Origin of the sequence: Prochlorococcus marinus CUG1416 (assembly GCF_017695965.1) — a bacterium.
GTDB lineage: Bacteria > Cyanobacteriota > Cyanobacteriia > PCC-6307 > Cyanobiaceae > Prochlorococcus_A.
Window position 1 is genome coordinate 166,390 of sequence record NZ_JAAORM010000001.1, and the last position, 24,120, is coordinate 190,509.

Sequence of the window (24,120 nt, forward strand, 5' to 3'; positions counted from 1 at the left end):
TGATGATTTAAAAAATGAAAGAACAAGATCAAACAAATTCAACGAATATAAAGTGGCACAATTTAACTATTGATAGAGATAAATTAGAAAAAATGAGAGGTCATAAAGGAATGGTTATTTGGTTTACAGGGTTATCAGGCTCTGGTAAGAGTACTTTGGCAAACGCTTTAAATGAAGTTTTACACTTAGATGGTTTTTCAACTTACGTGTTGGATGGAGATAATATAAGACACGGTTTATGCAAAGATCTTGGGTTTTCCGATGAAGATAGAGAAGAAAATATAAGAAGAATTGGAGAAGTTGCGAATTTATTTATGAATGCTGGGATAATAACTATTACAGCATTCGTTTCACCATTTATTAGTGATAGAGATAAAGTGAGAAAAATTATTGGATCTAAGGATTTTATTGAAGTTTATTGTGCTGCTGATATCAAAGTTTGCGAAAATAGGGATACTAAAGGTCTTTATAAGAAAGCTCGTTTGGGAGAAATTAAGGATTTTACTGGGATTTCTAGTCCATATGAAGCTCCTCATAATCCAGAAATTGTTGTTGATACAGGTTCGTTAGATTTAAATGATTCAGTTGAAAAAGTTATTAACTATCTAAAAAAAGAAAACTTTCTTAAAAAGGGCTAATAGAAAAATATTAGTTCATTTATTTTGAAGATAATTGTCAGCTCCAATAGTGGATAACTTACTATTTTTAGTTCGTACCTGTGTATGAAGATTTTTTCTGAATTCTTTTAAATTTTCCTTTATGGATTTATCAAATAAACTGATCATCTCTATTGCCAATAGTCCGGCATTTTGACCTCCATTAATTGCAACTGTTGCTACTGGTATCCCAGCGGGCATTTGAACAATTGATAAAAGAGAGTCAATCCCCTTAAGTGTCTTACTCTCTACTGGTACTCCAATTACAGGAATGCAAGTTATGGATGCCAACATTCCTGGAAGATGAGCAGCACCACCAGCACCGGCAATTATTACTTTTATATTTTCTGATTCTGCATTTTTTGCATATTCCATCATTTCAATAGGTGTTCGATGGGCAGAAAGTATACAAACTTCAGTTTTTATTCCAAATTCTCTTAAAATATCAATAGCAGGCTTCAATGTTTTTAGATCTGAATCACTTCCCATTACGACAGCGATTTTATATATATCTTTAGAATTAAATTCTGACAAAATAACAAATCAATTCTTTCCTATAATGGCGTGCAATTAATTTAGCGCCAGTTAGTTAATATAAAAAGAATAAATTTTCATGAATATTATGTCGTCAAATAAGATTATCGAGAAAAGTGAAGTTAGGGAGTATTTTAATGGCACTGGCTTTGATAGATGGAACAAAATTTATAGCAAATCTGATGAAATTAATGCAGTTCAGAAAAATATTAGAAAAGGACATCAAAAGACTGTAGATGATGTAGTTTCATACATCAAAAATTATCCTGAACTAACAAAAAAAAGTTATTGTGATGCAGGATGTGGTGTAGGAAGTCTATCAATACCCTTACTTAGACTTGGTATAAAAGAATTACAGGTAAGCGATATTTCTTCTGAAATGATTAAAGAAACAAAACAACGCATAAAAGATTTAGGTTTGAACCAAGGTAAAATCAAATATGAAGTCTGTGATCTAGAAAAATTAAAAGGATTATTTGATGTTGTAGTTTGTTTGGATGTATTTATTCATTATCCTCAACCGGTCGCAGAAGAAATGGTCCAACATCTATGTGATTTAAGTAAAGAAAAACTAATCGTTAGCTTTGCTCCGTATACTCCATTTCTTGCTGTTCTAAAAAATATAGGTAAATTATTTCCTGGGCCAAGTAAAACTACAAGAGCTTATACATTAAAAGAAAAGGGTATTATTAATGCCGCTAAACAAAGAGGATTTAGCGTAGTCAAAACGAAATTAAATCAAGCTCCTTTTTATTTTTCAAAACTAATTGAATTCGAAAAAATTAACTAGTTCATTTAACTAAATGATTTTCAAGTGCATAACGAACTAATTCGGTTCGGCTAGATGTACCTGTCTTGATAAAAAGTCTACTTACATATTTTTCAACATTTCTAATAGATGTTTCAAGCTGTCTTGCAATTTCCTTGTTCATCAGCCCCTCTGCTACTAGTTGAAGTACACTCGCTTCTCTTGGAGTAAAACTAGGAAGATTTATTTTATTTTCTGAATTAGTCGGATTTTGGTCTGTGAGCATAGATTTTATTTCAGTAATTTGCTTCGCCATTTTGCTTACGTCTATATCTGCGAATCGTGCTGCTTCTTTTAGTAAACGTTCTTGTCTGTTGATTACATTTTTAACTCTCGCAGCTAATTCATCGGGGTCGAAAGGTTTTGAAATATAATCATCAACGCCTGCAAGATAACCTTCTGTTCTGTCTAGGGTCATTCCTTTTGCAGTTAGAAAAATAACTGGAGTTCCTCCTAATTTTTCATCTTCTCTAATTTTTTCTAATAAAGCATAACCGTTAGCTCGGGGCATCATAATATCACTAATGATCAAATCGGGAAAAATTGTTTGAGCTTTTTCCCAACCATCCTCTCCATCAACTGCAATAAATATTTCAAAGCCTTCATCTTCTAGAAATGTTTTAACAGCTGTTCTTAAACCAGGCTCATCATCAACTAATAAAATTCTTGATTTTCTTACTGGTTCATTATTTATTTGATTAATTTCATTCATTTTTTAAATTCTTGAATTTGATTTTCTAGTAATAATGAGAATTTTATATACTAAATACAATGCTATCAACTCCCATACTACTAGACTATCAATCTTCAACTCCTTGCTCTAAAGATGTTGTTGATTCTATGAAACCTTTTTGGAGTGAGATATTTTCTAATCCTTCAAGTAAATCTAATTTGGCGGGTATCAAAGCAAGCGCTATATTGGAAGCCTCAAGAGAAAAAATAGAACAAAATTTATTTCTTAAAAATAAAAAGGTTATTTTTACCAGTGGGGCAACAGAATCTAATAACCTAGCTTTATTAGGTTTTGCAAGAAATTTCCACAAAAAAACAGGCAATTATGGACATATTATTACCTTGAAAACGGAGCATAAAGCTGTACTTGAACCCCTAAACCAACTAAAAAAAGAGGGATTTATGGTTACAGAAATTACTCCGGAAAGAGATGGCATAATTTCAGAAGAACAGTTCAAAAAGAATATTAGAAAAGATACATTTATGGTTAGTGTCATGATGGCAAATAACGAAATAGGAGTTATTCAGCCCATAGAAAATATTGCAAAGATATGTAAATCAAAAGGAATAACTTTTCACTCTGATTTTGCGCAATGTTTAGGTTATGTCGAATTAGACAATCTTCTATCAGATGTAAATATGATAACGATGAGTTCTCATAAAATTTATGGTCCCAAAGGGATAGGACTTCTTTTGATTGATCAAGAAATTACTCTTGAGCCTTTAATTGTTGGAGGAGGGCAGGAATATGGTCTTAGATCTGGTACCTTACCTCTTCCTTTAGTAGTAGGCTTTGCTAAAGCAATAGAGATGGCAGTTTTTAATCAAAAAAATAATGCTGAGAAATTACTTTTGTATAGAAATAACCTTTTAGAGGGTTTGTTAGAAAATAATTCAGGTTTATTAATTAATGGCTCCATAAAAAATAGGTTACCTCATAATTTAAATTTGACTGTATTGGATTTAAACGGAGCAAAGTTTCATAAACTTATAAAATCTAAAATAATTTGTTCTAGTGGATCGACATGCAGTAATGGTGAACCATCTCATGTTTTACTCGCCTTAGGTAGATCTTTTAAAGAAGCAGAATCTTCAATAAGGTTAAGTATAGGATTAAGCACTAATTCAAATGATATAAAACAAGCAATTCATATTCTTACAAATTCGATCAAATCATTACGTTAGCAATTAATGGCGCTTTACTTTAATTGAGCAATTCTTAATTTTCCACTTCTAGCTCTTTTATTGACTTCGACTTCTTGTTCGGAAGGAGTTATTGGCTTTTTTGTCAGGTTTCTTAGTCTTTGATCATTCTTAAAAGCATTTTTAACTAATCTATCCTCCAAGGAATGAAAACTAATAATAGAAATAATTCCACCTGGAAGTAGCCAACCAGGGACAACTTGCAAAAATTTTTCTAATACTTCAATTTCTTTATTAACGGCAATTCTTAGTGCTTGGAATGTTCTAGTTGCTGGGTGTATTTTTTTATATCTTTGTTTTGGTGGGAAGCATCCTGCAATAGAATAAGCCAAATCTTTTGTACCAGAATATTTCCCGTTTACCTTTAAATCCATTTTTATTTTTCTAGCAATCTTTCGTGATAATCTCTCATCTCCATATTTATAAATTAGATTAGCTAGATCTTTTTCATTTAAAGTCTCAATTAATTTTTCTGCATTAACCTCAAGCAAAGGATTCATGCGCATATCAAGGGGACCATCTTTTTGAAAACTAAATCCTCTGTTTGGGGTATCAATTTGGTTACTATTTACTCCAAGATCTGCAATCACAAAAGAAACTTTTGCATTTGGTTCAAAATCCGCAAAATTTGCAGCCCTTATATCAATCCTATTTTTAAATTCATCAAGTTTTTTTGATGCTGATTTTCTTGCGAATGGATCTTGATCAAGTCCAATTATATTTAAATCCGAATATTTTCTCAATAAATGATAAGAGTGCCCGCCTCCGCCTAAAGTTGCGTCTATTCCTTTAAGTTGGGTTGTATTTATTAATGGGTAATGCTCTAATGATGCCATAATCTCATCTGTCATAACTGATTTATGATTGAAAAAAGATGAATCAGATAGGTCAGTTTGCATAACTTTCGACTAAGATTTATTTAGAAGTTAAATTTCGAATGGCTCAGCTAGAGACAAGAACCGAACCAATGGTGGTTAATTTTGGCCCTCACCATCCATCAATGCATGGGGTTTTAAGGTTAGTTGTAACTCTTGATGGTGAGAATGTCATTGATTGTGAGCCGGTAATTGGATATTTGCATAGAGGAATGGAAAAGATAGCTGAAAATAGAACAAATGTTATGTATGTCCCTTATGTAAGCAGAATGGATTATGCAGCAGGAATGTTTTATGAAGCTATTGTAGTAAATGCTCCTGAAAGATTAGCTAATATTCCAGTTCCTAAAAGAGCTAGTTACATCAGAGTTCTTATGTTGGAACTTAATCGTATTGCTAATCATCTTTTATGGCTTGGTCCCTTTTTAGCAGACGTAGGAGCTCAAACTCCATTTTTCTATATCTTTCGAGAAAGAGAAATGATTTATGATCTATGGGAAGCTGCCACTGGACAAAGGCTAATAAATAATAATTTCTTTAGGATAGGTGGTGTCGCATGTGATCTTCCATACGGATGGTTAGAAAAATGTATGGACTTTTGCGATTGGTTCGGTCCTAAAATAGATGAATACGAAAAATTAATCACAAATAATCCGATTTTTAGAAAAAGAATTGAAGGTCTTGGAACAATACAAAGAGATCAGGCAATTAATTGGTCTTTATCTGGGCCAATGCTTAGAGCATCTGGTGTTTCCTGGGATTTAAGGAAAGTGGATAGTTATGAATGTTATGACGATTTTGATTGGCAGATCGCTTCAGAAAAAGAAGGAGATTGTTATGCGAGATATCGAGTAAGAGTTGAAGAGATGAGACAATCACTGAGCATTATTCGCCAAGCCTGCAAAATGATTCCAGGAGGTCCAACAGAAAATTTAGAAGCTCAAAGAATGGCGACTGAAGATAAGAAGAGTGAAATATTTGGTATTGACTATCAATATGTAGCTAAGAAGGTTGCTCCAACTTTTAAAATTCCTAATGGAGAATTGTATACAAGATTAGAGTCCGGAAAAGGAGAAATAGGTGTATTTATTCAAGGTAATAATGAAGTTACCCCATGGAGATTTAAAATCAGAGCAGCTGATTTAAACAATCTGCAAATATTGCCTCATATTCTTAAAGGTGCCAAAATCGCTGATATTATGGCAATCCTTGGTTCAATAGATGTCATTATGGGCTCCGTTGATAGATAAGTTCTTTAAATGAAACCCTCTGATTGGTTAATACTGCAGAAAAAAGTACGATTTGGTGACTGTGATTCTGCAGGTGTAATTCATTTTCATAACTTATTAAAATGGTCACACGAAGCTTGGGAAGAAAGTATTGAAATTTATGGGATTCCTTATCAAGATATTTTTCCAGATTTTTCTTTACGTAAAAATCAGATTATTTTTCCCATAGTAAATTGCGAAGCGAACTTCCGTGCTCCTATTAAAATTGGAGATTTCTTAAAAGTAAAAATTTCCCCTCATAAAATTAATACTCATTTGTTCCAAGTAAATAGCCTTTTTATAAAAAATGGAAATAAAGTAGCAGAAGGAAAAATAATACATTGTTCTTTAGATGTTGATTCAAGAAATAAAATAGAACTTCCCGATCATCTAGAAAGATGGATAGAGGCTTCAAATGTAAGTACAAATTTAAAAGAGTGCTAATTATTATTTATTATTTTTGAAATTTATAATTTATTTCTTCTGTACTTGTATTTTTGTTTTTAATAATCCATTTCTCGGGTTTTTCATGTTTAGGCCAACTTTGAGAAAAGTTTTTTAATAAATTTAATGAATTTTCAATATTTTTATGATTTGTAAGTTTTTTAAATTCAATAATTATTTTAATTTTATTTCCCCATAATTTGTCGGGCACTTTTGAAATATTGAATTTATTAATTGGGATATTTTCTTTCATAATGAAATTATTTAATCGAGATTCAATTACTTCTGGAAAAACGAGTTCTCCGCCTGAATTAAAAGCGTTATCAATTCTTCCGATAAACTTTAAATATAAAGAATTATTGATTTGATTGATTTCACCTAAATCACCTGTTTGCAACCAACCATTTTTATTTTTGAAATCTTCAGTTTTTGAAGAGTCTATTATTTCGATTCCAATTCTAGCTGATTTTATCTCGATTAATCCTCGTTCGTTAATTCTTATTTTTGTATCAGGTAGTATTTCTCCAACGTTTTCATAACCCATTAAGAATTCTTTTGGTTTTAAACTCGTAACCATTGCTGCTGTTTCAGTTGAGCCGTAACAAGGTGCTAATTTTATTTGTTCTTGTATACATTTTTCTGCAGTTTCGCGGGTAATTGAAGCTCCACCTACCCAAATTAAATCAAAAATTTTTAGCCAATTAATACCCTCTTTTTCAGCTAAAAGTCTTATTAATTGGGTAGGTACTAATGAAGTAATCAAGTGTTTTTTGTTTTTTTTAGATTTAATTGTAAAAAGTAAAAGTTCTCGAGTTTTTTTTATTAAATTTGGAGCAATATTAATACAATCACATCCCCAAGTTTGGCTTCTAAAAATTGGCATTAAGCCACTTATATGGTTGAGGGGTAAAGTGTTAAAAATTATACAGTTGTGTAATTCAAATCCTTGATCTTTTAGCCATTGTCCTGAAGTAGCGGCAGATAATTTCAGATTATTTAAATTGTGAATACATTTTCTAGGTTTACCACTGCTACCACTGCTGTTTAAGATAATCGCTGGTCCATTTTTATGTATCGAATCAAGTACCTCTTCGTTTTTATGAAATTTGTTTTTTATATAAATTATTTTGTTTTCTCTAATTTTCTGAATAATTTTCTCCATAGATTGAATTTCATTATTTTCAACTTCAATAATATGAATTTTACTTTTCATAGTTGATCCCATATCTTTTTTGCTTCATCTGAAAATAGGAAAGAGTTAGGGAACTTTTTCATTGCTAAACCAGGAACTTTTGGTGTTGGTCCTTGTAACTGTAGCGATGATAAATGATAAAGCCATCTCCTTCCTATTCCAGTTTCAAATGAAGTACTTATAGATATTAAAGCTTTTTTATTTTCTAAGTCTCTTAAAAGCTTATCTGGATTCTTTTCTTGAGAAGGTCTTCGAATTTGCCAACCCTTCCACTCATCAATCAAAGTTGGAAATTTTAAAAGTGATTCGTCTAAAGCTATTGGAATTTTTTTGTTGAGTTCTTTAAGTCCATCAATATCATCAACAGAAAGAGGTTGTTCCAACCAATCTATATTTTTGTTATCTTTCAAAATATCAGCCCATCTGTTAGCCATTTTCCTTCCCCAAGAACCATTAGCATCTATCCTCAACTTAATATTATTATCTATTTGGCTTAAAATTTCTGCTAAAATTGCTTCTTCCTCATTATTATTTTTTAAAGCTACTTTCCATTTTATGGTTATTGATTTGCCAATATTAGATTGACTTTTTTTAATTTTATTTAAATCTGATATTACATTATTAGTATCTAAAAGTATGGCTGTTTTATCAATTTCATCAAAAAAATAGTTTTCTTTAAAAATTATTTTCCCATTTATTTCTGCTAAAGCTGAATTTATTGCAGACTGAATGCATGGGTGAAAAATATTTATTTGTTCAGATAAATTTAGTACTTCTAAATTATCAGGAATCATATTTAATTGTTCTTCACATTTTTTTAAGTCTTCTTTTAGTAGAGGTGAAACCTCTCCAAATCCAATTTTTTTATCTTTATTTTTTAATTTAATTATCCAACCCGATTTTGTAAGGTAAGTGGTTTTAGAATTTTCTACTTTTGTGGAAAACTTAAAGCAATAAGATTTTTTTTTAAATATTAAGTTCATTTATTAATCAAGTAATTAAAAATTAATCCTGTGATTAAGCCAACTCCATTAAGAGTTTGAAATTTTATTGCGATGAATTTGCAATTTTTTATTGCTGCAGGTTTGTTATATGAAGAGTGTAATAAATTTATTAGTCTTATTGCTTGAGGAAAACTAATCAAATAAAGGATACAAAAAACTGGAATAAATCCATTAACTATAGTGAAAAGTTGAAAAATATATATTGTGAAAATTATCCAAGGCACAAATTGAGAACCTTTTTTAGCTCCTAAGCGAACTAAAGGTGAATTTTTACCATGCTTTTTATCTTCAATAATTTGATGAAAATGAGAACAAAATAATACTAGAGTTGTTGCTAAGGAAGGCCCTGAACCAAGTAATAAAGAAACTTTCCAAGGAATATCTTCGAAATAAATATTAGACGGATTTAACGCAATTAAGATTGCAGAGTAAGCAAAAGGTCCAAATGCAAGCCAGCATAATGGTTCTCCTAAACCTTGATAGCCAAATCTAAAAGGAGGTCCCTGATATAAATATCCTAAGAAGCAGCAAGCTGCTACCAAAATCAAAATATTTATGCTTGTTGATGCTGAAATAATTGAAATTATTAATAAACCAAGAACTAAAGATGTATATGCAATAAATGAAATTATTTTTTTATTTTTTATAAGATTTACAATAGAATGGAATTTAAATTCATCGATTCCTGTTTCTGCGTCGAATAAATCATTAGTTAGATTTTCCCAAAGTAATATCAATATTGCAGCTAACGTAAATGCGATTAAATTATATATTTTTAATTTTTCATATAGATTTAGTAAATAAGCCCCTGTAATAAATACCGGAAGTATTGCAACAGAATAAAGAGGCCATTTTATTGCTTGTTTCCATAATTTTTTTTTATTTTCATCCATTTTTAATTAACACATAAAATTCCATGATTATTAAATGTAGTTTATAAATTGAGTTACATTTTTTACTTTATTGCATGATTTTTAGTTATTTTCAATAAGTAATGAAAAATGATTTAAACTTTACAGATTTTTTAAAAGATGTATTTTCTACTTTCGATAAGAAAGTGGAAAATTCTGGATTAGTAAGTATTTGTGTTGAGATTCCTTGTATTGATTTATTTCACTTATATGAATTGTTTATAAATAAATATCAGTTTTCTTCATTTTGGGAAGAATCTGATGGCATTTCATATATTGCTCTCGAGAAATGTAAATATGTTACTTTGGATGGTCCAAAAAGATTTGAGGTAGCAAAAGACTTTAATTCTGAGAATTTTAAAAGTTTAATTAACTTAACAAATCAATCACATATTTCCTCACTTTCAAAAATAATTTATTTATTTTCTTTTTCTGAAAATTTGAATAATAAGTATTTATCTTTAGATGTTCCTAGTTTGGAAGCTATCTTACCAAAAATATTAATTATTAAAAGCGATAATAATTGCTGGTTAAGAATCAATGGTCATGTTGAAGGTAAGTCATCATTAAGAACATTAATTGAAGAAATATGGGCAATTAGAAATCAGGTTATTAATTCTGACTCAGAATTAGAAAAATTATCTAGCTTAAAAAATAGTTTTGATTTTCTTATTATTGATGATTTCTTAAACTCCTTAGAAACTTCTAAAATCAATTTGAAACAGGTAATAAATAGAGGGATTCAATTAGTAGAGAAAGGTATCCTAGATAAGATAGTTTTAGCTAACAGGGTTAAAATAAAACTTAAAAATAAATTAGATTTATTAGGAATTTTAAAAAGATTAAAAAATAATCAACCAAATACATGCAGATACGTTTGGAAAAGGAATAGTAAGGATATTTTGTTTGGAGCATCTCCAGAAAAATTATTTTCTTTTACTAAACCTAATTTAATTTTGGAGGCTCTTGCTGGAACCATCTCAACTGATTCAAATTTTGATAAACTCCTTAGAAGTTCTAAAGACTTAAAGGAACATAATTATGTAATAAAGTATTTAATAAAATGTTTAGAAGTTTCAAAAATAACAAACTATAAAAAAAGTGATATCAAGGTTAATTCCTTTGGAGATATTTCTCATTTGCAAACACACATTTTCTCTACAGTTGAAAACATATGTCCTTTTGAATTGCTTAAAAATTTGCATCCATCTCCGGCTGTTTGTGGATACCCAAAAAATGAAGCGTTGGATTGGATCAACACTCTTGAGTCTTTTCCTAGAGGAAATTATGCTTCTCCAATGGGTTGGGTTGATGCATCAGGAAATGCTTCATTTCTTGTGGCAATAAGAGGCGCTAGATATATTGAAGAAAATATTGAATTTACTGCCGGTTCAGGTATTGTTTCAGGCTCTGTTTTAGAGAAAGAAATAGATGAGATTAAATTAAAATTTGAATCTATAGTAAAACAAATATTTTCCGCTAAAAATCCTAGATAATTTCCACTAATTTTGCAATAACTTCCTCTGAAACATTCTTGTTAGATAAATTTTCTATTTCTCTTAAACCTGTTGGACTGGTTACATTAATCTCGCTAAGCATTCCATTTATTACATCAATACCCACAAAAAACAAACCTTCATCTTTGAAGTGATGAGATAACTCTGAGCATATACTTTTTTCTTTTTCTGTTAATTTTGTTGGTTCAGCCTTCCCTCCCATCGCTAAATTACTCCTAAAATCACCTCCTTGAGGAATCCTATTTATAGCTCCAATTGCTTCACCATTTACGATAATTATTCTTTTATCACCCTCTATGACTTCAGGAATAAATTTTTGCATCATTACGGGTAATTCTTCTTGAGAAGTTATTAATTCAAGGATTGATTTAATCCCTGGGGAATTTTTATTTATCCTGATAACACCTTGACCACCTTTCCCTCCAAGAGGTTTTATGACTACTTCATTATTTATATTTGCAAAATTAATAAGATCTTTTACCTTACTCGCAACTATTGTTGGTGCCATTAAGTGGCTGTATCTCAATGCACCTAACTTTTCATTCCATGCCCTTAATGATGAAGGTTTATTAATTACTTTTACTCCTTTTCTTTCGGCAACTTCTAAGAGATGTGTCGCATATAAATATGCTTCATTTACAGGAGGATCTTTTCTCATCCAAATGCAATTAAATTCGGCGAGAGGTATGCAATCATTAGCTTTAAAAGAAATCCATGGATTTACTTCAATTTTTACAGAAGATGCCCATACTTCATCACCTCTAGCTTCAAGATCTTGAGGAGTACAACTCCAGATTTCAATATTTTTTTTTGATGATGCTTGCATTAAAGCCGCAGATGAATCTTTTAAGGGATTTATATTTTTTATTGGATCTATTACGAATAGAAATTTCATAAGATCTAGTTTAATAATGAGTCTAGTTTATTTTCATTTTCTAGTATGTAGAGATCATCGCAGCCTCCGATACCCTCATTATCTATAAATATTTGAGGTAATGTTCTTCTACCATCAGCTCTTTCAGTCATCAATGCTCTGGCATTTTCATCGCCATCTATTTTATATTCTGTAAAATTTATATTTTTTTTCTTGAGTAGAGATTTTGCTCGAATACAGAATGGGCAATATTGCCAAGTATAAATTTCAACTTTGGACATTTTTATAAAATAATACTTAGTTTATACTATTAAACAAAACTGCTTGTTAGATTATAAATAATGATTTAATTCTATTTTGATAGATATTACAGAGTTTAAAAAAGATCTTTCGGAACTAACAAAGCGCCTGGGTAAAGCTCAGGATTGTCTTTGACGTTCCAAGCTTAAAAGCGAAAAGGAGAGAGTTAGAGCAAATTTCTTCTCAGCCCGAATTTTGGGAGAATCAAGAAGAAGCGAAAAAACAAATGTTAATCCTTGATGATGTCAAAGTTCAACTAGAATTGTTAGATGAATGGAGATCGTTTATTTCTGATGCTAATGCCTCTCTTGAGCTTTATTCTTTAGAACCGGAAGAGGAAATGATTTTGGAATCCCAGCAGGGCTTAAAGAAGTTAAGAGAGAATTTAGATAAATGGGAATTTGAAAGATTGTTATGTGGGGAATACGATGAGGAAGGAGCAGTAGTTTCTATTAACGCTGGTGCGGGTGGAACAGATGCACAGGATTGGGTAGAGATATTATTGAGAATGTATTCAAGATGGGCCGATAATAATCAAATGAGCCTTGTAATCAATGAATTATCTCAAGGAGAAGAAGCAGGTATTAAAAGTGTAACGTTCGAAATTGATGGAAAATATGCATACGGCTATCTGCAACATGAAAAAGGAACTCATAGATTAGTAAGAATTTCTCCTTTCAATGCTAATGGAAAAAGACAAACCAGCTTTGCTGGGGTAGAGGTTATGCCAAAATTAGATGATAATATTTCACTTGATATACCTGAAAAAGATTTAGAAATTACAACGAGTAGATCCGGTGGAGCTGGAGGACAAAATGTTAATAAAGTAGAAACAGCAGTAAGAATTGTTCATTTGCCTTCAGGGATTTCAGTAAGATGTACCCAAGAAAGATCTCAATTACAAAATAAAGAAAAAGCTATGTTACTTCTTAAGTCTAAACTACTAGTGATTGCTAAAGAACAACGAGCTGCTGAAGTCGCTGATATTAAAGGTGATATTGTGGAAGCTGCATGGGGCAATCAAATAAGAAATTATGTTTTCCATCCCTATCAAATGGTAAAAGATCTTAGGACTATGCAGGAGACTAACGACTTAGATAGTGTGTTAGATGGTGGACTTGAACCGTTTATTCATGAATTATTACGCATGAATATTTCTTCTAACGAATCTATTGAATAACTAATGGAAAATAAAAACGAAAATTTAGAAAAAAAAGTTGCTCCTGCAAGCTTTATAAAGCTTGCTATGAGAAATATGGTCAGGAAGGGTTCAAAAAGTATTTCTCATTTTTCAATAACTTTTCTAGTCTTAATTGGGATATTAATACTTGTGGCCACAATAGGTAAGCCCAATGTTCCTGTATAAGAATGTATGAAAGAAAAAATTATTTCTGAAATAAATTTAGATTTGGTTTTCCAATGTAATGATTTTTCTCAACTTTCAAATAAGTTAAAAGATATTAAAAGTAAGTTTATTTTGGAATCTATTTTTTGGGAGAAAGTTTTTTTATCTTGGATAAATACAATATTAAAAAAAGATGATTATGAATTGCCAAAATTTATTTTTGAAAAAAAATCTTTTTCATTAGGCTTTCAGATAATATCTAATCAAGAAATGGCTTCTATGAATAAGAAGTGGATGCAAAAAAATGGTCCAACTGATGTCCTATCTTTCCCAATCATTTCTGATGAATCTTTCAATAATTTAGATCACATAGAGTTGGGAGATATCTTTATATCATTAGAGATGGCACTTGAGCAATCTTATGAATATAAACATTCAATCTATAGAGAGATGCTCTGGTTGGCTAGTCATGGATTTTTACATCTTTTGGGATGGGAACATAATAATGCTCTAGATTTAGAAAATATGTTAAATTTTCAGGAATATTTAATTACTCGATTAGATTAAAAATCTATGGAAAAAAAAATAAAGTCTTTAGAAAATAGAAAAGAATCATACAAAACGTCTAGGAATGTATTAATAAGTTTTAAGTATGCTTTCAGTGGAATTAGTTACGTAATAAAAACTTCAAGAAATTTTAAAATTCAATTAATTTTTGCAATTACAAGTTTAATGATTGGTTTTTTACTGCAAATTAGTCTAAGCAATTATGTAATTTTGATTGCCACCATTATGTCTGTTTTAATATTAGAAATATTAAACACATCTATTGAATCGATAGTTGATTTATTAGTGAAAAAAGAATTTAGTAGTTTAGCTAAAATTTCAAAAGATACTTCTGCAGGAGCTGTATTATTAGCTTCCATTAATTCTGTTATTATTGCTGTATATATCTTTGTTCCTAAAATAAAGTTGTTATTTTAAATCCATATAAATATGTTTCTTGTTATTGATAATTACGATAGTTTTACTTATAACCTTGTCCAATATTTAGGAGAACTTTCAGATGAGCATGAAATAACTAAAGAATTATTAGTGAAAAGAAATGATGAAATTACTTTAGAAGAAATTATCAAACTCAATCCTAGCGGCATCCTATTATCTCCAGGTCCTGGTAATCCAGATCAATCTGGAATTTGTCTGCCAATACTAAAAAAATTATCTAAAAATATTCCGACATTGGGAGTTTGTTTAGGTCATCAAGCTTTGGCCCAAGCTTTTGGAGGTAAGGTTGTAGTTGGGAGAGAACTTATGCATGGAAAGACATCCAAAATATTTCATAATCAAAAAGGATTGTTTAAAGATATCGAGACTCCATTTGTGGCGACTAGATACCATAGTCTTATAGTTGATTCAAGTTCTTTGCCATCTTGTTTCGAGATAACTGCCACTTTAGAAGACTCAACTATTATGGCTATCTCGCACAAAGAATATAAACATTTACATGGGGTACAGTTTCATCCTGAAAGTGTATTGACACAATTTGGTCATAAAGTAATTAGTAATTTTCTAAAAATGGCTGAACAAAAGTAAAATACAAAAAAGTTAATATTATGATTTCTCAAATTAAAAACATTTTCTTCTTTATATTATTTAGCTCTTTTTTACCTACCTCATTATTGGCAAGGAATTTAGTAATAAAAAGTTTGGGACATAGTAGTTTTTTAATTAATAGTGAAGAAAAATCTATTCTTATAAATCCCTTTAAATCAATAGGTTGTGCAAGTAATTTAAAGGAGCCAAAAGAAGTCAACGTAGATTTTATTTTGGCTAGTTCTAGGCTTCCAGATGAAGGATATAACCATAATGATCAATTAATGTTTGTTGAGCCTGGAATCTATCAATTTGAGGATATTTTATTAAATGGAATTTCTGTACCACATGACAGAGTAGATGGAAGAAGATTTGGTATGGCAACTGTTTGGACTTGGGAGCAGAATGATCTTAAAATTGTTCATATGGGAGGAGCTGCTGGTGATATTGATATTAATAGTCAAATTATTTTGTCTCGCCCAGATATCTTATTTATTTCAATTGGCGGAGGAAAAAAATCTTACGATGGGGAAGAAGCATCAAGAATAGTTAAGATCTTAAAACCTAATGTAGTTATTCCTGTTCACTTTGAACGTGACAAACAAATTAATAAAGAATGTGATTTCTCCAATGCTGATTTATTTATAGAAAATATGAAAGATTTTAAAGTAAAATATGTTGGAAAAGATTATCAAATAAAACCTAAAAGAATCGATCAAAATACAATTTATATTTTCAGTAATTAATGTATTAAATCTAACACCTTGTAATTGTTCCAGAAAAAAATCATTTGTTCTCTAGTTCCAATACTAACCCTTATTGACTGACCGATATCTTTTTTGTTTTCCATACTTCTAATAAGAACACCTTTTTCTCGCATCTGTTGTATTAAGATTTTAGGATCTTTTTTTGGCCAAATTAAGAAATAATTACCTCCACTAAAGTGGGTCCTGATTTTTGTTGATTTAAATTTATTTAAAATCCATTCCTTCGCTTTTTTTACTTCTAAAACATAATTATCAATATATGATTTGTCTTTAAGTGCTGCTAATGCTGCTGTTATAGCAAAGCTATTTACATCATATGGTCCTGTAACTTTATTAATGTACTGAATTAAACTTTTATTGCCAAAAGTAAAACCTATTCTTAAACCAGCTAAACCAGCAGTTTTTGAAAGAGATTGGATTATTAGTATATTTTTATTCTTTTCAAAATTTATCGATTCAAGAAGACTATCTCCACTAAATTTTTCATATAGTTCATCTACAATTATTAGTGAATCGTGATTGATATTAGCTAAATTAATTATTTCTTGAGAGCTTAAAACCGTTCCTGTTGGATTATTTGGATTGCAAATAAATATTAACTTTGGATTATGACTTATTATTTTTTCCCTAAATTCTTTGATAGGGAATATAAAGTTTTCTCCAACGTAAGAACAACTTATTTTCTTCATTCCTCTCATTTCTGCACAAGGAGAATAGTAACCAAAAGTTGGATTTGTGGTTAGAAATATTTGATCTTTTTCTCCAAAGCAATTGAAAATTGCATTTATTGCTGCATCTGCTCCATTGAAAATCCCTATTTCATCATTACCAAATTTTCTTGAATCAAGATATTGATCACATAAAAATTTTTTTAAAAAATTATATTCTGGATAAATTGAAATCTCATCTAATTTTATCGCTTGTAATGCCTCTATAACCTTAGGACTTGGACCTAAAGTATTTTCATTAAAGTCTAAGCGGAGTAAATTTCTTCTATTTTCTAAAGGTGCAGAGTAAGACTGCATTTTTATTATTTCTTCTCTTGGTTTTGGGAAAAGATTATTTAATGGATCAAAATCATTCATTACATTCTTTCTAAAGTTTCAATTCCTAAAAGCTCTAAGCTTAATTTTAGTGTTTTTGCAGTTAGGTCACATAAATTAAGTCTAGAAATTTTTATATTTTTTTCTTCTTTTAGGATTGGAACTTGATCATAGAATCTATTAAAAGTCTGACATAGCTCGAATAGATAATTGCATAGTCTATTTGGCATTAAGTCTTTTTCAATAGAGATTATGACTTCATCGAACTTAAGTAATTTTCTGATAAGTTTCCACTCAGATTTATGTTCATAATTTATGTATTGAAAATCTTTAGAGTCATAAACAAAATCATTTTTTCTTTTAATTCCTGAAATTCTTACAAGTGTATATAACAAATAAGGAGCAGTATTTCCATTAAGGGAAAGCATTTTATCAAAACTAAATTGATAATTAGTTATCCTATTTTGACTTAAATCTGCATACTTAACAGCTCCTAATCCAATAATTCTTGAAGTATTTGTAATAAATTCTTCGGTCTCGTAACGATCTTCATCTTCTAATCTTTTTAATAAATCTTCTTTTGCTCTTCTAACCGCTTCTTTTAATAAATCTTTTAGACGTATTGTTTCACCTTCTCTTGTTTTTAGTTTTTTGCCATCAATTCCTTGAACTAACCCAAAAGGGACGTGGTCTACTTGACACTTATCTGGGATCCATTTTGCTTTTTTTGCAACTTGAAAAACTCCAGCAAAATGATTCGCTTGTCCATGATCAGTTACATAAATAATTCTTGAAGCTTCATCCCCATTAGGAGCTTTGTTGAATCGGTATCTTATAGCAGCAAGATCTGTGGTGGCATAATTAAAACCGCCATCTTTTTTTTGAATAATTAGCGGTAAAGGTTTGCCTTCTTTATTAGTCATCCCATCTAAAAATACACATTTTGCTCCTTGATCTTCTATGAGTATTTTTTTAAAATTCAAATCATCAATAACTGACTTTAAGAATGGGTTATAGAAAGATTCACCTCTTTCTTTAATTTTTATTTTTAAATTTTTATAGATTTCATCAAATTCCTTTCTCGATTGATCACATAACAATTTCCAGGCTTGAATCGATTTAGTATCTCCACTTTGTAACTTTACTACTTCCTCCCTAGATCTTTTTTGGAATTCAGATTCATTATCAAACCTTTTTTTTGATGCTTTATAAAATTCAACTAAATCACTTATCTTGATCTTACCTATTTCTTCTAGATCATTTGAATATAAATCTTTGAGCTGAGTAATAAGCATTCCAAATTGTGTTCCCCAATCACCAACATGATTGAGTCTTAATACTTCATAACCTCTTAACTCGAAAATTCTGGATATTGAGTCACCTATTATTGTTGATCTTAAATGCCCAACATGCATTTCTTTAGCAATATTAGGACTAGAAAAATCTACAATAACTTTATTATAGAAACCATTATCTAAATCTTTTTTAATTAGAGGTACTCCAGACCTTTGGCATTGAATATTTGATTTGATTTCATTTATTAGAACTTCATCTTTTAATTTTATATTTATAAATCCAGGTCCTGCTATTTCTAGACTCTTGCATAATTTTGATATGCTTTTATTTTTATTTAAAAGATTAACAAAATCATCAGAGATATCTCTTGGTTTCTTTTTATATATTTTAGATAAACTTAGACAAATATTACATTGATAATCACCAAACTCTTCTTTTGATGCTTGTGTAATTAAATTTTTTCTAAGATTTTCGAATTCTCCTTTTTTATCATTTTTTTCAAGACTATCTAAAAGAGATTGTTCAAAGTTTTTTGTTAGTTCTTTAAAAATGATTAGCATTAATTATTCAATTATTTATCTATATAGTTAATTAATATAACGCATACTTAAATCAATCCAATTACTTTTGGTAATTGAAGAACTTGTTGAAATCAAATCAATACCTTTTATTAGATATTTACTAATTTCTTTAGGGTTGATTCCAGAAACTTCTATTATCAAATTTTTATTGACTTCTTTTTTTAAGCTATTCATTGATAAATCTCTTAATTCTTGAACGTTTTTTTGGATTATTTCAGGGCTAAGTTCATCTAATAAGACACTATCTGCTCCTGCTAATACTGCTTCTTTTGCCTGTTTGATATTCTCAGCTTCAATTATGATATGAGTTGTAAAAGGTGAATTTAGTCGAATTTTTTTTACTGCATTATGCAGATTATCTGTCCATGCGATGTGATTCTCTTTTATCATAGCTGCATCGTATAATCCCATTCTATGATTCACTCCACCTCCGCATTGGAATGCATATTTTTCAAATATTCTTAAGCCAGGAGTCGTTTTTCTAGTATCTGCTAATTTTATATTTGTGCCTTCTAACTTATTTACAAGATTATTTGTATATGTTGATATTCCAGATAAATGCATCGCTATATTTAAGCTGATCCTTTCACTAGCTAGCAAACTTTTTGAAGGTCCATATATTTCCAGGATTTTTTGATCTTTAAAAAATTTATCTCCATCAGAAATATTAAATTTTGAACTGATATTTGAATCAATTTTTTTAAAAATTTTTTTTATAATTTCAACACCACAAAATATACCATCTTCTTTTGCAATCCAATATGCATTACCATTCTCTTCTGTAATAGAAGGACTTGTTAGATCTCCCCTTCCTATATCTTCATCGATCCAATTATCAATGATCTTACTTATTATTCGAGTATTTAAATCCACTAAACTAAAAAATAATTAATTAATAAAAATTCAACTGAAGTTAGAGAATCAACTATATATCACTATGTAATTTAACTCAAATTTATTTACCAATACAAAACTTAGAAAAAATATTATCTAGAAGTTCCTCTGTTAATGCTTGGCCAGTTATTTTAGATAAGTTTTGAATTCCATCTCTCAGTTCTATTGATAACAAATCAAATGGCAATTTATTTTTAATTATTTCATCAGTATCATTTAAATTAGATAGGCAAGCAGATAAATTCATTAAATGTCTTTCGTTTAAAAATATATTGATATTTTCTACTTGTTTTAATCCGCATTTTTTTATGATTGTGTCGATTAATAATTTTTCACCATCATTATTTTTAATGCTCATAAGAATTGTGTTTTTTAACTCATTTGAATTAATACTTTTAGAATTAATTAAATCTTTTTTATTGCCTAAAATAGTAATTAATTTATCTTTGGGGATTTCTTTTATTATTTTTTTATCTTCTTCATTAAATCCTTCTTCAAGACTATAAATATAAATTATAAAATCTGACTCTTTAATTTTCCCAAAACTTTTTTTTATTCCAATACTTTCAATTTGTTCATGAGTTTCTCTTATGCCAGCAGTATCAATTATTTTCATTGGAATGTCATTAATAGTTAAATTAACTTCAATAACATCTCTAGTTGTTCCAGGAATATTAGTTACGATTGCCTTCTCTTTTTTTGCAAGCAAATTTAGTAAAGAGCTTTTACCAACATTTGTTTTACCAATAAGCGCAATAGATATTCCATTGTGAATATATGAATTTCTTTTTGCATTTTCTATTAGTAATTCTATTTTTTCTTTTACTTTTTTAATGTTATTTAGATATTTGGTGTAATCAAAATCTGTGAAGTCTTCTTCAAAATCAACTCTCGCTTCTATCTCGCAAAGTTCATTTATAAGGTGATTTTTAATATCATCAATTTTTTTCTTTATTTCTCCTTGAACCCCGCTAAAAGCTAACTCTGCAGATTTGATATTGCTTGCGTTAATTAATTGATTAATTGACTCGGCTTGAGTAAGGTCTATTTTTCCATTGAGAAAAGCTCTTTGACTGAATTCTCCTGGATTTGCAAGTCTAACTCTAGAATTACTAGATAATAATATCTTTAGAACTTTATTTACTAAGATGATTCCTCCATGGCAATGTATTTCGACAACATCCTCTCCCGTGAAGCTATTTGGTGATTTCATTACTAAAATTAAAACCTCATCTATAAATTTAGTTTGTGTATTTTCCTGAATAAAACCGTGAAAAACTCTATGGGATTCCCATGCATATTTAGATTTAGTTTGAACAATCTTTTTACAAGAATTTATTGAGTCTTTCCCTGATACTCTTATTATCGCAACGCCTCCTTTCCCTATACTGATAGCTGAAGCAATTGCGGCTATCGTATCTTCTGTAGTAACTATCGAATCCATCTCTCGCTTTGTTATAGATAATTAAGTAAGATTATCAAGAATTTAATTTTGAATTTTTCTTTCTGAATGAGATCTAAAAGAGATATTACCTATAAGAAAATTCTATCATTATTTAGGAATCAGAATGGGAGTCCTTTCTTTAATGCTAAAGGTTTAGCTATAGGTGTATTTAGTGGCTGCTTTCCTTTCTTTGGGTTTCAGACTTTAATAGGGGTATTTTTTGCGAAAATAGCTAAGGGGAATATTGTCCTAGCTGCAATTGGTACCTGGATAAGTAACCCCTTTACTTATGTTCCACTTTATTATTTTAACTATAAAGTTGGATCGCTTTTTTTTAATTCTTCTTCCAATAACATTATTGAAAAAAGTTTGGTTATTGATGACTTATGGAAACAAGGTAGAATTGTTTCACTAAAATTAATCTTGGGTTCATCTTGTGTTGGTTTACTATTGGCTTTGATTTGCGGAAGTATTGTTTTCTTTATCTACAAGGTAAAAATTAAAAAATAAATATTTCTGATTTTTAAAATTAACTTTGTCCAACTCTGGCAATATCTAAAACATCTGCCATGGATTTAATTTGATCAATTGTTTTGTGAAGTTGATTATAACTTTCTAGACCTACGCAGAGATTGATAATAGCTGGTTTGCCATAAGCAGTTTTAACATTGGCATCGCTAACGTTTATACCTTTATCAGATAACCGCATAAGAATATCTTTAAGAACTCCCACTCTATCAATTACTTCTATTCGGAGCTGAATTGGAAACTTATTATCGCCAGTTTTATTATCTTGATTCCATCCAACAGGTAATCTTCTTTCTATTGGAATTGGCATGACATTTTCACAATCTGCCTTATGAATGGTTATCCCATGGTTACCAAGCGATACGGTCCCGATTATATCCTCGCCCGGAAGTGGAGTACAGCATTTACCTATTCTGTAATCAAGACCTTCTATTCCTGAAATTGGTGATTTAGCCGCCGAATGAGATTTATTAGTAGATAAATTACTATTACTTTTAAGAGATTGCGCTATCTCAGAATCAGAATCAGTTTTTATATCTTCTGTCTGTAATTTTATTTCTTCTCGTAGTCTGTTTAATACTTGATGTAAAGTTAAACCCCCAAAACCAAGCGATGCCAAAAGATCTTCCGTACTTTTTAAATTGCATCGATTAGCAACTTTTTTCATAGCATCACTAGAAAGCAATGTATCAAAACCGTTTCGACCTACTTCTTTTTCGAGTAATTCTCTGCCTCTTTTAATCGTTTCATCCCGATGGCTTTTCTTATACCACTGCCGAATTCTATTTTTAGCAGTTGGCGTAACTACAAAGTTCAGCCAATCCAAGCTTGGAGTGGCATTATTATTTGTCAAAATTTCTATGAAGTCCCCATTTTGTAGTGATGTAGATAATGGAGAAAGCTTTTCATTAATTCTTATTCCATTACAGTGATTTCCAACTTCAGAATGAATTCTGTAGGCAAAATCTATTGCGGTAGATCCTTTTCTTAAACCAACAACATCTCCTTTAGGAGTGATTACAAATACTTCTTCATCAAATAAATCTTCTTTAATTGAAGCTAAATAATCATTATGGTCACCTTCATTACCTTCTTGTTGCCATTCAACTAGTTGTCTTAGCCAATTAAATCTTTCGGCATTGCTTTTAGCAGGAGAACCACCCTCTTTATATTGCCAATGCGCGGCAATACCATATTCTGCAATTTGATGCATGGAAGTAGTTCTAATTTGAACTTCAATAGGTCGATGTCTTCCAATAACTGAAGTATGTAGGGACTGATATCCGTTGGGCTTTGGTAATCCTATATAGTCTTTAAATCTGCCTGGAATTGGTTTAAAAGTATCATGTACAACCGCTAAAGCTCTATAACAACTATCTGAATTATCAACGATAATTCTTAGAGCAGCAACATCATAAATTTCGTGAAACTGTTTTTGCTGTCTTTCCATTTTGCTCCAGATGCCATAAAGATGCTTTGGTCTTCCAGTTATTTCAAAGTTCTTTAAACCCGCTGAGACTAAGTTTTCTTTCATAAGATTCAAGGTTACTTTTAATCTTTTTTCTCTATCACTCCTTTTAACAGAGATTTGATCTTTTAAATCTTGATATTGTTTAGGCTCAAGAAATTTAAACGCTAAATCTTCTAATTCCCATTTAAATCTATTTATTCCTAATCGATTAGCTAAAGGTGCATAAATCTCTCTTGTTTCTCTCGCTATTCTTTGTTTCCTCTCATCATTGAGCCATTCAATTGTTCTCATGTTATGAAGTCGATCTGCAAGTTTTACTAGAACTACTCTGATATCGCTAGCCATAGCCAAAAACATTTTTCTAAGATTTTCAGCTTGTGCTTCAGTCCTGTTATTAAAGTGAATCCCTCCTAATTTTGTTACACCCTCCACAAGTATTTTTACTTCCAATCCGAAATTTGCTTCTATTTCAGATAAATCAATGCCTGTATCTTCAACAACATCATGTAAAAGTCCTGCAGCAATGACAGATGAACTTGCACCTATTTCTTTTAAAAGATTTGCAACAGCAACTGGGTGGATAATATATGGCTCGCCACTCGCGCGGAGTTGTCCATCATGAGCGTTATAAGCAAGTTTAAAAGCCTTTACGATAAGGTTTTGATTATCATCATTGTCTTTATTTGATTTTTCATAATTATTGATGTCTCTAAGAAGCCAATCGGGAATTTTTATCTCATAATTCAAAGATTCACTTTCATATTTTTTATTTTCAGGCAAAATAGTTTTGGAAACTTCAATTTCGTTTTTTTCTTTTGAATTTGCAGCTGCCTCAGACAT

General features: G+C 30.2%; 26 protein-coding genes. 13 read left to right on the forward strand and 13 right to left on the reverse strand.

Features of this window, described 5'->3' with window-relative positions; all coding sequences use genetic code 11:
• The first annotated feature begins 14 nt into the window (after positions 1-14).
• Entirely contained in the window at positions 15-638 is a 624-nt protein-coding gene (cysC, locus tag HA146_RS00910) for an adenylyl-sulfate kinase (RefSeq protein WP_209107727.1), read from the forward strand.
• Between the two features lie 15 nt (positions 639-653).
• On the opposite strand, the gene purE is transcribed toward cysC, so the two are convergent.
• Positions 654-1,190, reverse strand: a complete 537-nt coding sequence (purE, locus tag HA146_RS00915) for a 5-(carboxyamino)imidazole ribonucleotide mutase (RefSeq protein ID WP_257469880.1) — start codon at positions 1,188-1,190, stop codon at positions 654-656.
• An 88-nt stretch (positions 1,191-1,278) separates the two neighbouring features.
• Here purE and bchM point away from each other — a divergent pair, with 88 nt between their 5' ends.
• Complete coding sequence (gene bchM / locus HA146_RS00920; protein WP_209107791.1) at positions 1,279-1,980, forward strand: magnesium protoporphyrin IX methyltransferase; 702 nt, start codon at positions 1,279-1,281, stop codon at positions 1,978-1,980.
• A gap of 1 nt (position 1,981) precedes the next feature.
• Here the strand turns inward: bchM and HA146_RS00925 are convergent, their stop codons facing one another.
• On the reverse strand, positions 1,982-2,710 hold the full coding sequence (locus HA146_RS00925) for a response regulator transcription factor (RefSeq protein ID WP_209107728.1): 729 nt from the start codon (positions 2,708-2,710) through the stop codon (positions 1,982-1,984).
• 59 nt (positions 2,711-2,769) lie between these two features.
• On the opposite strand from HA146_RS00925, the gene HA146_RS00930 reads away from it, so the two are divergent.
• The gene (locus tag HA146_RS00930) at positions 2,770-3,915 is read left to right on the forward strand and encodes a cysteine desulfurase family protein (protein WP_209107729.1); all 1,146 of its coding nucleotides are present in this window, start codon (positions 2,770-2,772) and stop codon (positions 3,913-3,915) included.
• A 14-nt stretch (positions 3,916-3,929) separates the two neighbouring features.
• Here the strand turns inward: HA146_RS00930 and rsmH are convergent, their stop codons facing one another.
• The gene (rsmH, locus tag HA146_RS00935) at positions 3,930-4,832 is read right to left on the reverse strand and encodes a 16S rRNA (cytosine(1402)-N(4))-methyltransferase RsmH (RefSeq protein WP_209107730.1); all 903 of its coding nucleotides are present in this window, start codon (positions 4,830-4,832) and stop codon (positions 3,930-3,932) included.
• Between the two features lie 38 nt (positions 4,833-4,870).
• Between rsmH and HA146_RS00940 the strand changes: the two genes are divergently transcribed.
• Together HA146_RS00940 and HA146_RS00945 are read left to right on the forward strand one after the other, a co-directional pair.
• Positions 4,871-6,058 (forward strand): NAD(P)H-quinone oxidoreductase subunit H, encoded by a 1,188-nt coding sequence (locus tag HA146_RS00940; protein ID WP_209107731.1) that lies wholly within the window; start codon positions 4,871-4,873, stop codon positions 6,056-6,058.
• Positions 6,059-6,067: 9 nt separating this feature from the next.
• Complete coding sequence (locus HA146_RS00945) at positions 6,068-6,520, forward strand: acyl-CoA thioesterase (RefSeq protein WP_209107732.1); 453 nt, start codon at positions 6,068-6,070, stop codon at positions 6,518-6,520.
• Between the two features lie 10 nt (positions 6,521-6,530).
• Here HA146_RS00945 and HA146_RS00950 read toward each other — a convergent pair whose 3' ends face one another.
• From HA146_RS00950 to menA, 3 genes are read right to left on the reverse strand one after another with little or no spacing between them, the layout of a single operon-like run.
• Positions 6,531-7,745 carry an AMP-binding protein gene (locus tag HA146_RS00950; protein WP_209107733.1) on the reverse strand — a complete coding sequence of 405 codons (1,215 nt, stop codon included), beginning with the start codon at positions 7,743-7,745 and terminating at the stop codon, positions 6,531-6,533.
• Complete coding sequence (locus tag HA146_RS00955; protein WP_209107734.1) at positions 7,730-8,695, reverse strand: o-succinylbenzoate synthase; 966 nt, start codon at positions 8,693-8,695, stop codon at positions 7,730-7,732. The genes HA146_RS00950 and HA146_RS00955 overlap by 16 nt, the downstream gene beginning before the upstream one ends.
• A complete protein-coding gene (gene menA / locus HA146_RS00960; protein ID WP_209107735.1) occupies positions 8,692-9,609 on the reverse strand; it encodes a 2-carboxy-1,4-naphthoquinone phytyltransferase in 918 nt (305 codons plus the stop codon). The genes HA146_RS00955 and menA overlap by 4 nt, the downstream gene beginning before the upstream one ends.
• A gap of 101 nt (positions 9,610-9,710) precedes the next feature.
• Between menA and HA146_RS00965 the strand changes: the two genes are divergently transcribed.
• Complete coding sequence (locus HA146_RS00965) at positions 9,711-11,123, forward strand: chorismate-binding protein (RefSeq protein ID WP_209107736.1); 1,413 nt, start codon at positions 9,711-9,713, stop codon at positions 11,121-11,123.
• Here HA146_RS00965 and gshB read toward each other — a convergent pair.
• A complete protein-coding gene (gene gshB, locus HA146_RS00970) occupies positions 11,116-12,039 on the reverse strand; it encodes a glutathione synthase (protein WP_209107737.1) in 924 nt (307 codons plus the stop codon). The two genes, HA146_RS00965 and gshB, sit on opposite strands and share 8 nt — an antisense overlap.
• A gap of 5 nt (positions 12,040-12,044) precedes the next feature.
• On the reverse strand, positions 12,045-12,299 hold the full coding sequence (grxC, locus tag HA146_RS00975; RefSeq protein ID WP_209107738.1) for a glutaredoxin 3: 255 nt from the start codon (positions 12,297-12,299) through the stop codon (positions 12,045-12,047).
• Between the two features lie 76 nt (positions 12,300-12,375).
• Between grxC and prfB the strand changes: the two genes are divergently transcribed.
• The 6 genes from prfB to HA146_RS01005 all read left to right on the forward strand — a co-directional run bounded on the left by prfB (position 12,376) and on the right by HA146_RS01005 (position 16,002).
• Positions 12,376-13,498, forward strand: a protein-coding gene (prfB, locus tag HA146_RS00980) for a peptide chain release factor 2 (protein WP_209107739.1) whose coding sequence is annotated in 2 segments (ribosomal slippage) — positions 12,376-12,450 and positions 12,452-13,498 — 1,122 coding nt in all. Because the reading frame shifts where the segments join, the coding sequence is not laid out codon by codon here.
• A 3-nt stretch (positions 13,499-13,501) separates the two neighbouring features.
• A complete protein-coding gene (locus HA146_RS00985) occupies positions 13,502-13,684 on the forward strand; it encodes a DUF3285 domain-containing protein (protein ID WP_209107740.1) in 183 nt (60 codons plus the stop codon).
• A 6-nt stretch (positions 13,685-13,690) separates the two neighbouring features.
• Positions 13,691-14,230 carry an rRNA maturation RNase YbeY gene (gene ybeY, locus HA146_RS00990; RefSeq protein WP_209107741.1) on the forward strand — a complete coding sequence of 180 codons (540 nt, stop codon included), beginning with the start codon at positions 13,691-13,693 and terminating at the stop codon, positions 14,228-14,230.
• A 6-nt stretch (positions 14,231-14,236) separates the two neighbouring features.
• Entirely contained in the window at positions 14,237-14,647 is a 411-nt protein-coding gene (locus HA146_RS00995) for a diacylglycerol kinase family protein (RefSeq protein WP_209107742.1), read from the forward strand.
• A 12-nt stretch (positions 14,648-14,659) separates the two neighbouring features.
• Positions 14,660-15,256, forward strand: coding sequence for an anthranilate synthase component II (locus HA146_RS01000; RefSeq protein ID WP_209107743.1), 597 nt, complete (start codon positions 14,660-14,662; stop codon positions 15,254-15,256).
• A 20-nt stretch (positions 15,257-15,276) separates the two neighbouring features.
• On the forward strand, positions 15,277-16,002 hold the full coding sequence (locus HA146_RS01005; RefSeq protein ID WP_209107744.1) for an MBL fold metallo-hydrolase: 726 nt from the start codon (positions 15,277-15,279) through the stop codon (positions 16,000-16,002).
• On the opposite strand, the gene HA146_RS01010 is transcribed toward HA146_RS01005, so the two are convergent.
• From HA146_RS01010 to mnmE, 4 genes are all read right to left on the reverse strand, one after another.
• Positions 15,999-17,108 (reverse strand): pyridoxal phosphate-dependent aminotransferase, encoded by a 1,110-nt coding sequence (locus HA146_RS01010; protein WP_209107745.1) that lies wholly within the window; start codon positions 17,106-17,108, stop codon positions 15,999-16,001. The two genes, HA146_RS01005 and HA146_RS01010, sit on opposite strands and share 4 nt — an antisense overlap.
• Positions 17,108-18,922 carry an arginine--tRNA ligase gene (gene argS, locus HA146_RS01015; protein WP_209107746.1) on the reverse strand — a complete coding sequence of 605 codons (1,815 nt, stop codon included), beginning with the start codon at positions 18,920-18,922 and terminating at the stop codon, positions 17,108-17,110. Before argS ends, HA146_RS01010 begins: the two co-directional genes overlap by 1 nt.
• 27 nt (positions 18,923-18,949) lie before the next feature.
• Positions 18,950-19,816, reverse strand: coding sequence for a carboxylating nicotinate-nucleotide diphosphorylase (gene nadC, locus HA146_RS01020; protein ID WP_209107747.1), 867 nt, complete (start codon positions 19,814-19,816; stop codon positions 18,950-18,952).
• Between the two features lie 82 nt (positions 19,817-19,898).
• Positions 19,899-21,281 (reverse strand): tRNA uridine-5-carboxymethylaminomethyl(34) synthesis GTPase MnmE, encoded by a 1,383-nt coding sequence (mnmE, locus tag HA146_RS01025; RefSeq protein ID WP_209107748.1) that lies wholly within the window; start codon positions 21,279-21,281, stop codon positions 19,899-19,901.
• Positions 21,282-21,347: 66 nt separating this feature from the next.
• Here mnmE and HA146_RS01030 point away from each other — a divergent pair, with 66 nt between their 5' ends.
• A complete protein-coding gene (locus tag HA146_RS01030) occupies positions 21,348-21,791 on the forward strand; it encodes a DUF2062 domain-containing protein (protein ID WP_209107749.1) in 444 nt (147 codons plus the stop codon).
• A 19-nt stretch (positions 21,792-21,810) separates the two neighbouring features.
• Here the strand turns inward: HA146_RS01030 and HA146_RS01035 are convergent, their stop codons facing one another.
• Complete coding sequence (locus HA146_RS01035; RefSeq protein WP_209107750.1) at positions 21,811-24,120, reverse strand: RelA/SpoT family protein; 2,310 nt, start codon at positions 24,118-24,120, stop codon at positions 21,811-21,813.

Coding starts and splice junctions, on each gene's coding strand:
- cysC (WP_209107727.1), top strand. CDS start 15: ATGAAAGAACAAGATCAAACAAATTCAACGAATATAAAGTGGCACAAT.
- bchM (WP_209107791.1), top strand. CDS start 1,279: ATGTCGTCAAATAAGATTATCGAGAAAAGTGAAGTTAGGGAGTATTTT.
- HA146_RS00925 (WP_209107728.1), bottom strand. CDS start 2,710: ATGAATGAAATTAATCAAATAAATAATGAACCAGTAAGAAAATCAAGA.
- HA146_RS00930 (WP_209107729.1), top strand. CDS start 2,770: ATGCTATCAACTCCCATACTACTAGACTATCAATCTTCAACTCCTTGC.
- rsmH (WP_209107730.1), bottom strand. CDS start 4,832: ATGCAAACTGACCTATCTGATTCATCTTTTTTCAATCATAAATCAGTT.
- HA146_RS00940 (WP_209107731.1), top strand. CDS start 4,871: ATGGCTCAGCTAGAGACAAGAACCGAACCAATGGTGGTTAATTTTGGC.
- HA146_RS00945 (WP_209107732.1), top strand. CDS start 6,068: ATGAAACCCTCTGATTGGTTAATACTGCAGAAAAAAGTACGATTTGGT.
- HA146_RS00950 (WP_209107733.1), bottom strand. CDS start 7,745: ATGGGATCAACTATGAAAAGTAAAATTCATATTATTGAAGTTGAAAAT.
- HA146_RS00955 (WP_209107734.1), bottom strand. CDS start 8,695: ATGAACTTAATATTTAAAAAAAAATCTTATTGCTTTAAGTTTTCCACA.
- menA (WP_209107735.1), bottom strand. CDS start 9,609: ATGGATGAAAATAAAAAAAAATTATGGAAACAAGCAATAAAATGGCCT.
- HA146_RS00965 (WP_209107736.1), top strand. CDS start 9,711: ATGAAAAATGATTTAAACTTTACAGATTTTTTAAAAGATGTATTTTCT.
- gshB (WP_209107737.1), bottom strand. CDS start 12,039: ATGAAATTTCTATTCGTAATAGATCCAATAAAAAATATAAATCCCTTA.
- grxC (WP_209107738.1), bottom strand. CDS start 12,299: ATGTCCAAAGTTGAAATTTATACTTGGCAATATTGCCCATTCTGTATT.
- HA146_RS00985 (WP_209107740.1), top strand. CDS start 13,502: ATGGAAAATAAAAACGAAAATTTAGAAAAAAAAGTTGCTCCTGCAAGC.
- ybeY (WP_209107741.1), top strand. CDS start 13,691: ATGAAAGAAAAAATTATTTCTGAAATAAATTTAGATTTGGTTTTCCAA.
- HA146_RS00995 (WP_209107742.1), top strand. CDS start 14,237: ATGGAAAAAAAAATAAAGTCTTTAGAAAATAGAAAAGAATCATACAAA.
- HA146_RS01000 (WP_209107743.1), top strand. CDS start 14,660: ATGTTTCTTGTTATTGATAATTACGATAGTTTTACTTATAACCTTGTC.
- HA146_RS01005 (WP_209107744.1), top strand. CDS start 15,277: ATGATTTCTCAAATTAAAAACATTTTCTTCTTTATATTATTTAGCTCT.
- HA146_RS01010 (WP_209107745.1), bottom strand. CDS start 17,108: ATGAATGATTTTGATCCATTAAATAATCTTTTCCCAAAACCAAGAGAA.
- argS (WP_209107746.1), bottom strand. CDS start 18,922: ATGCTAATCATTTTTAAAGAACTAACAAAAAACTTTGAACAATCTCTT.
- mnmE (WP_209107748.1), bottom strand. CDS start 21,281: ATGGATTCGATAGTTACTACAGAAGATACGATAGCCGCAATTGCTTCA.
- HA146_RS01030 (WP_209107749.1), top strand. CDS start 21,348: ATGAGATCTAAAAGAGATATTACCTATAAGAAAATTCTATCATTATTT.
- HA146_RS01035 (WP_209107750.1), bottom strand. CDS start 24,120: ATGTCTGAGGCAGCTGCAAATTCAAAAGAAAAAAACGAAATTGAAGTT.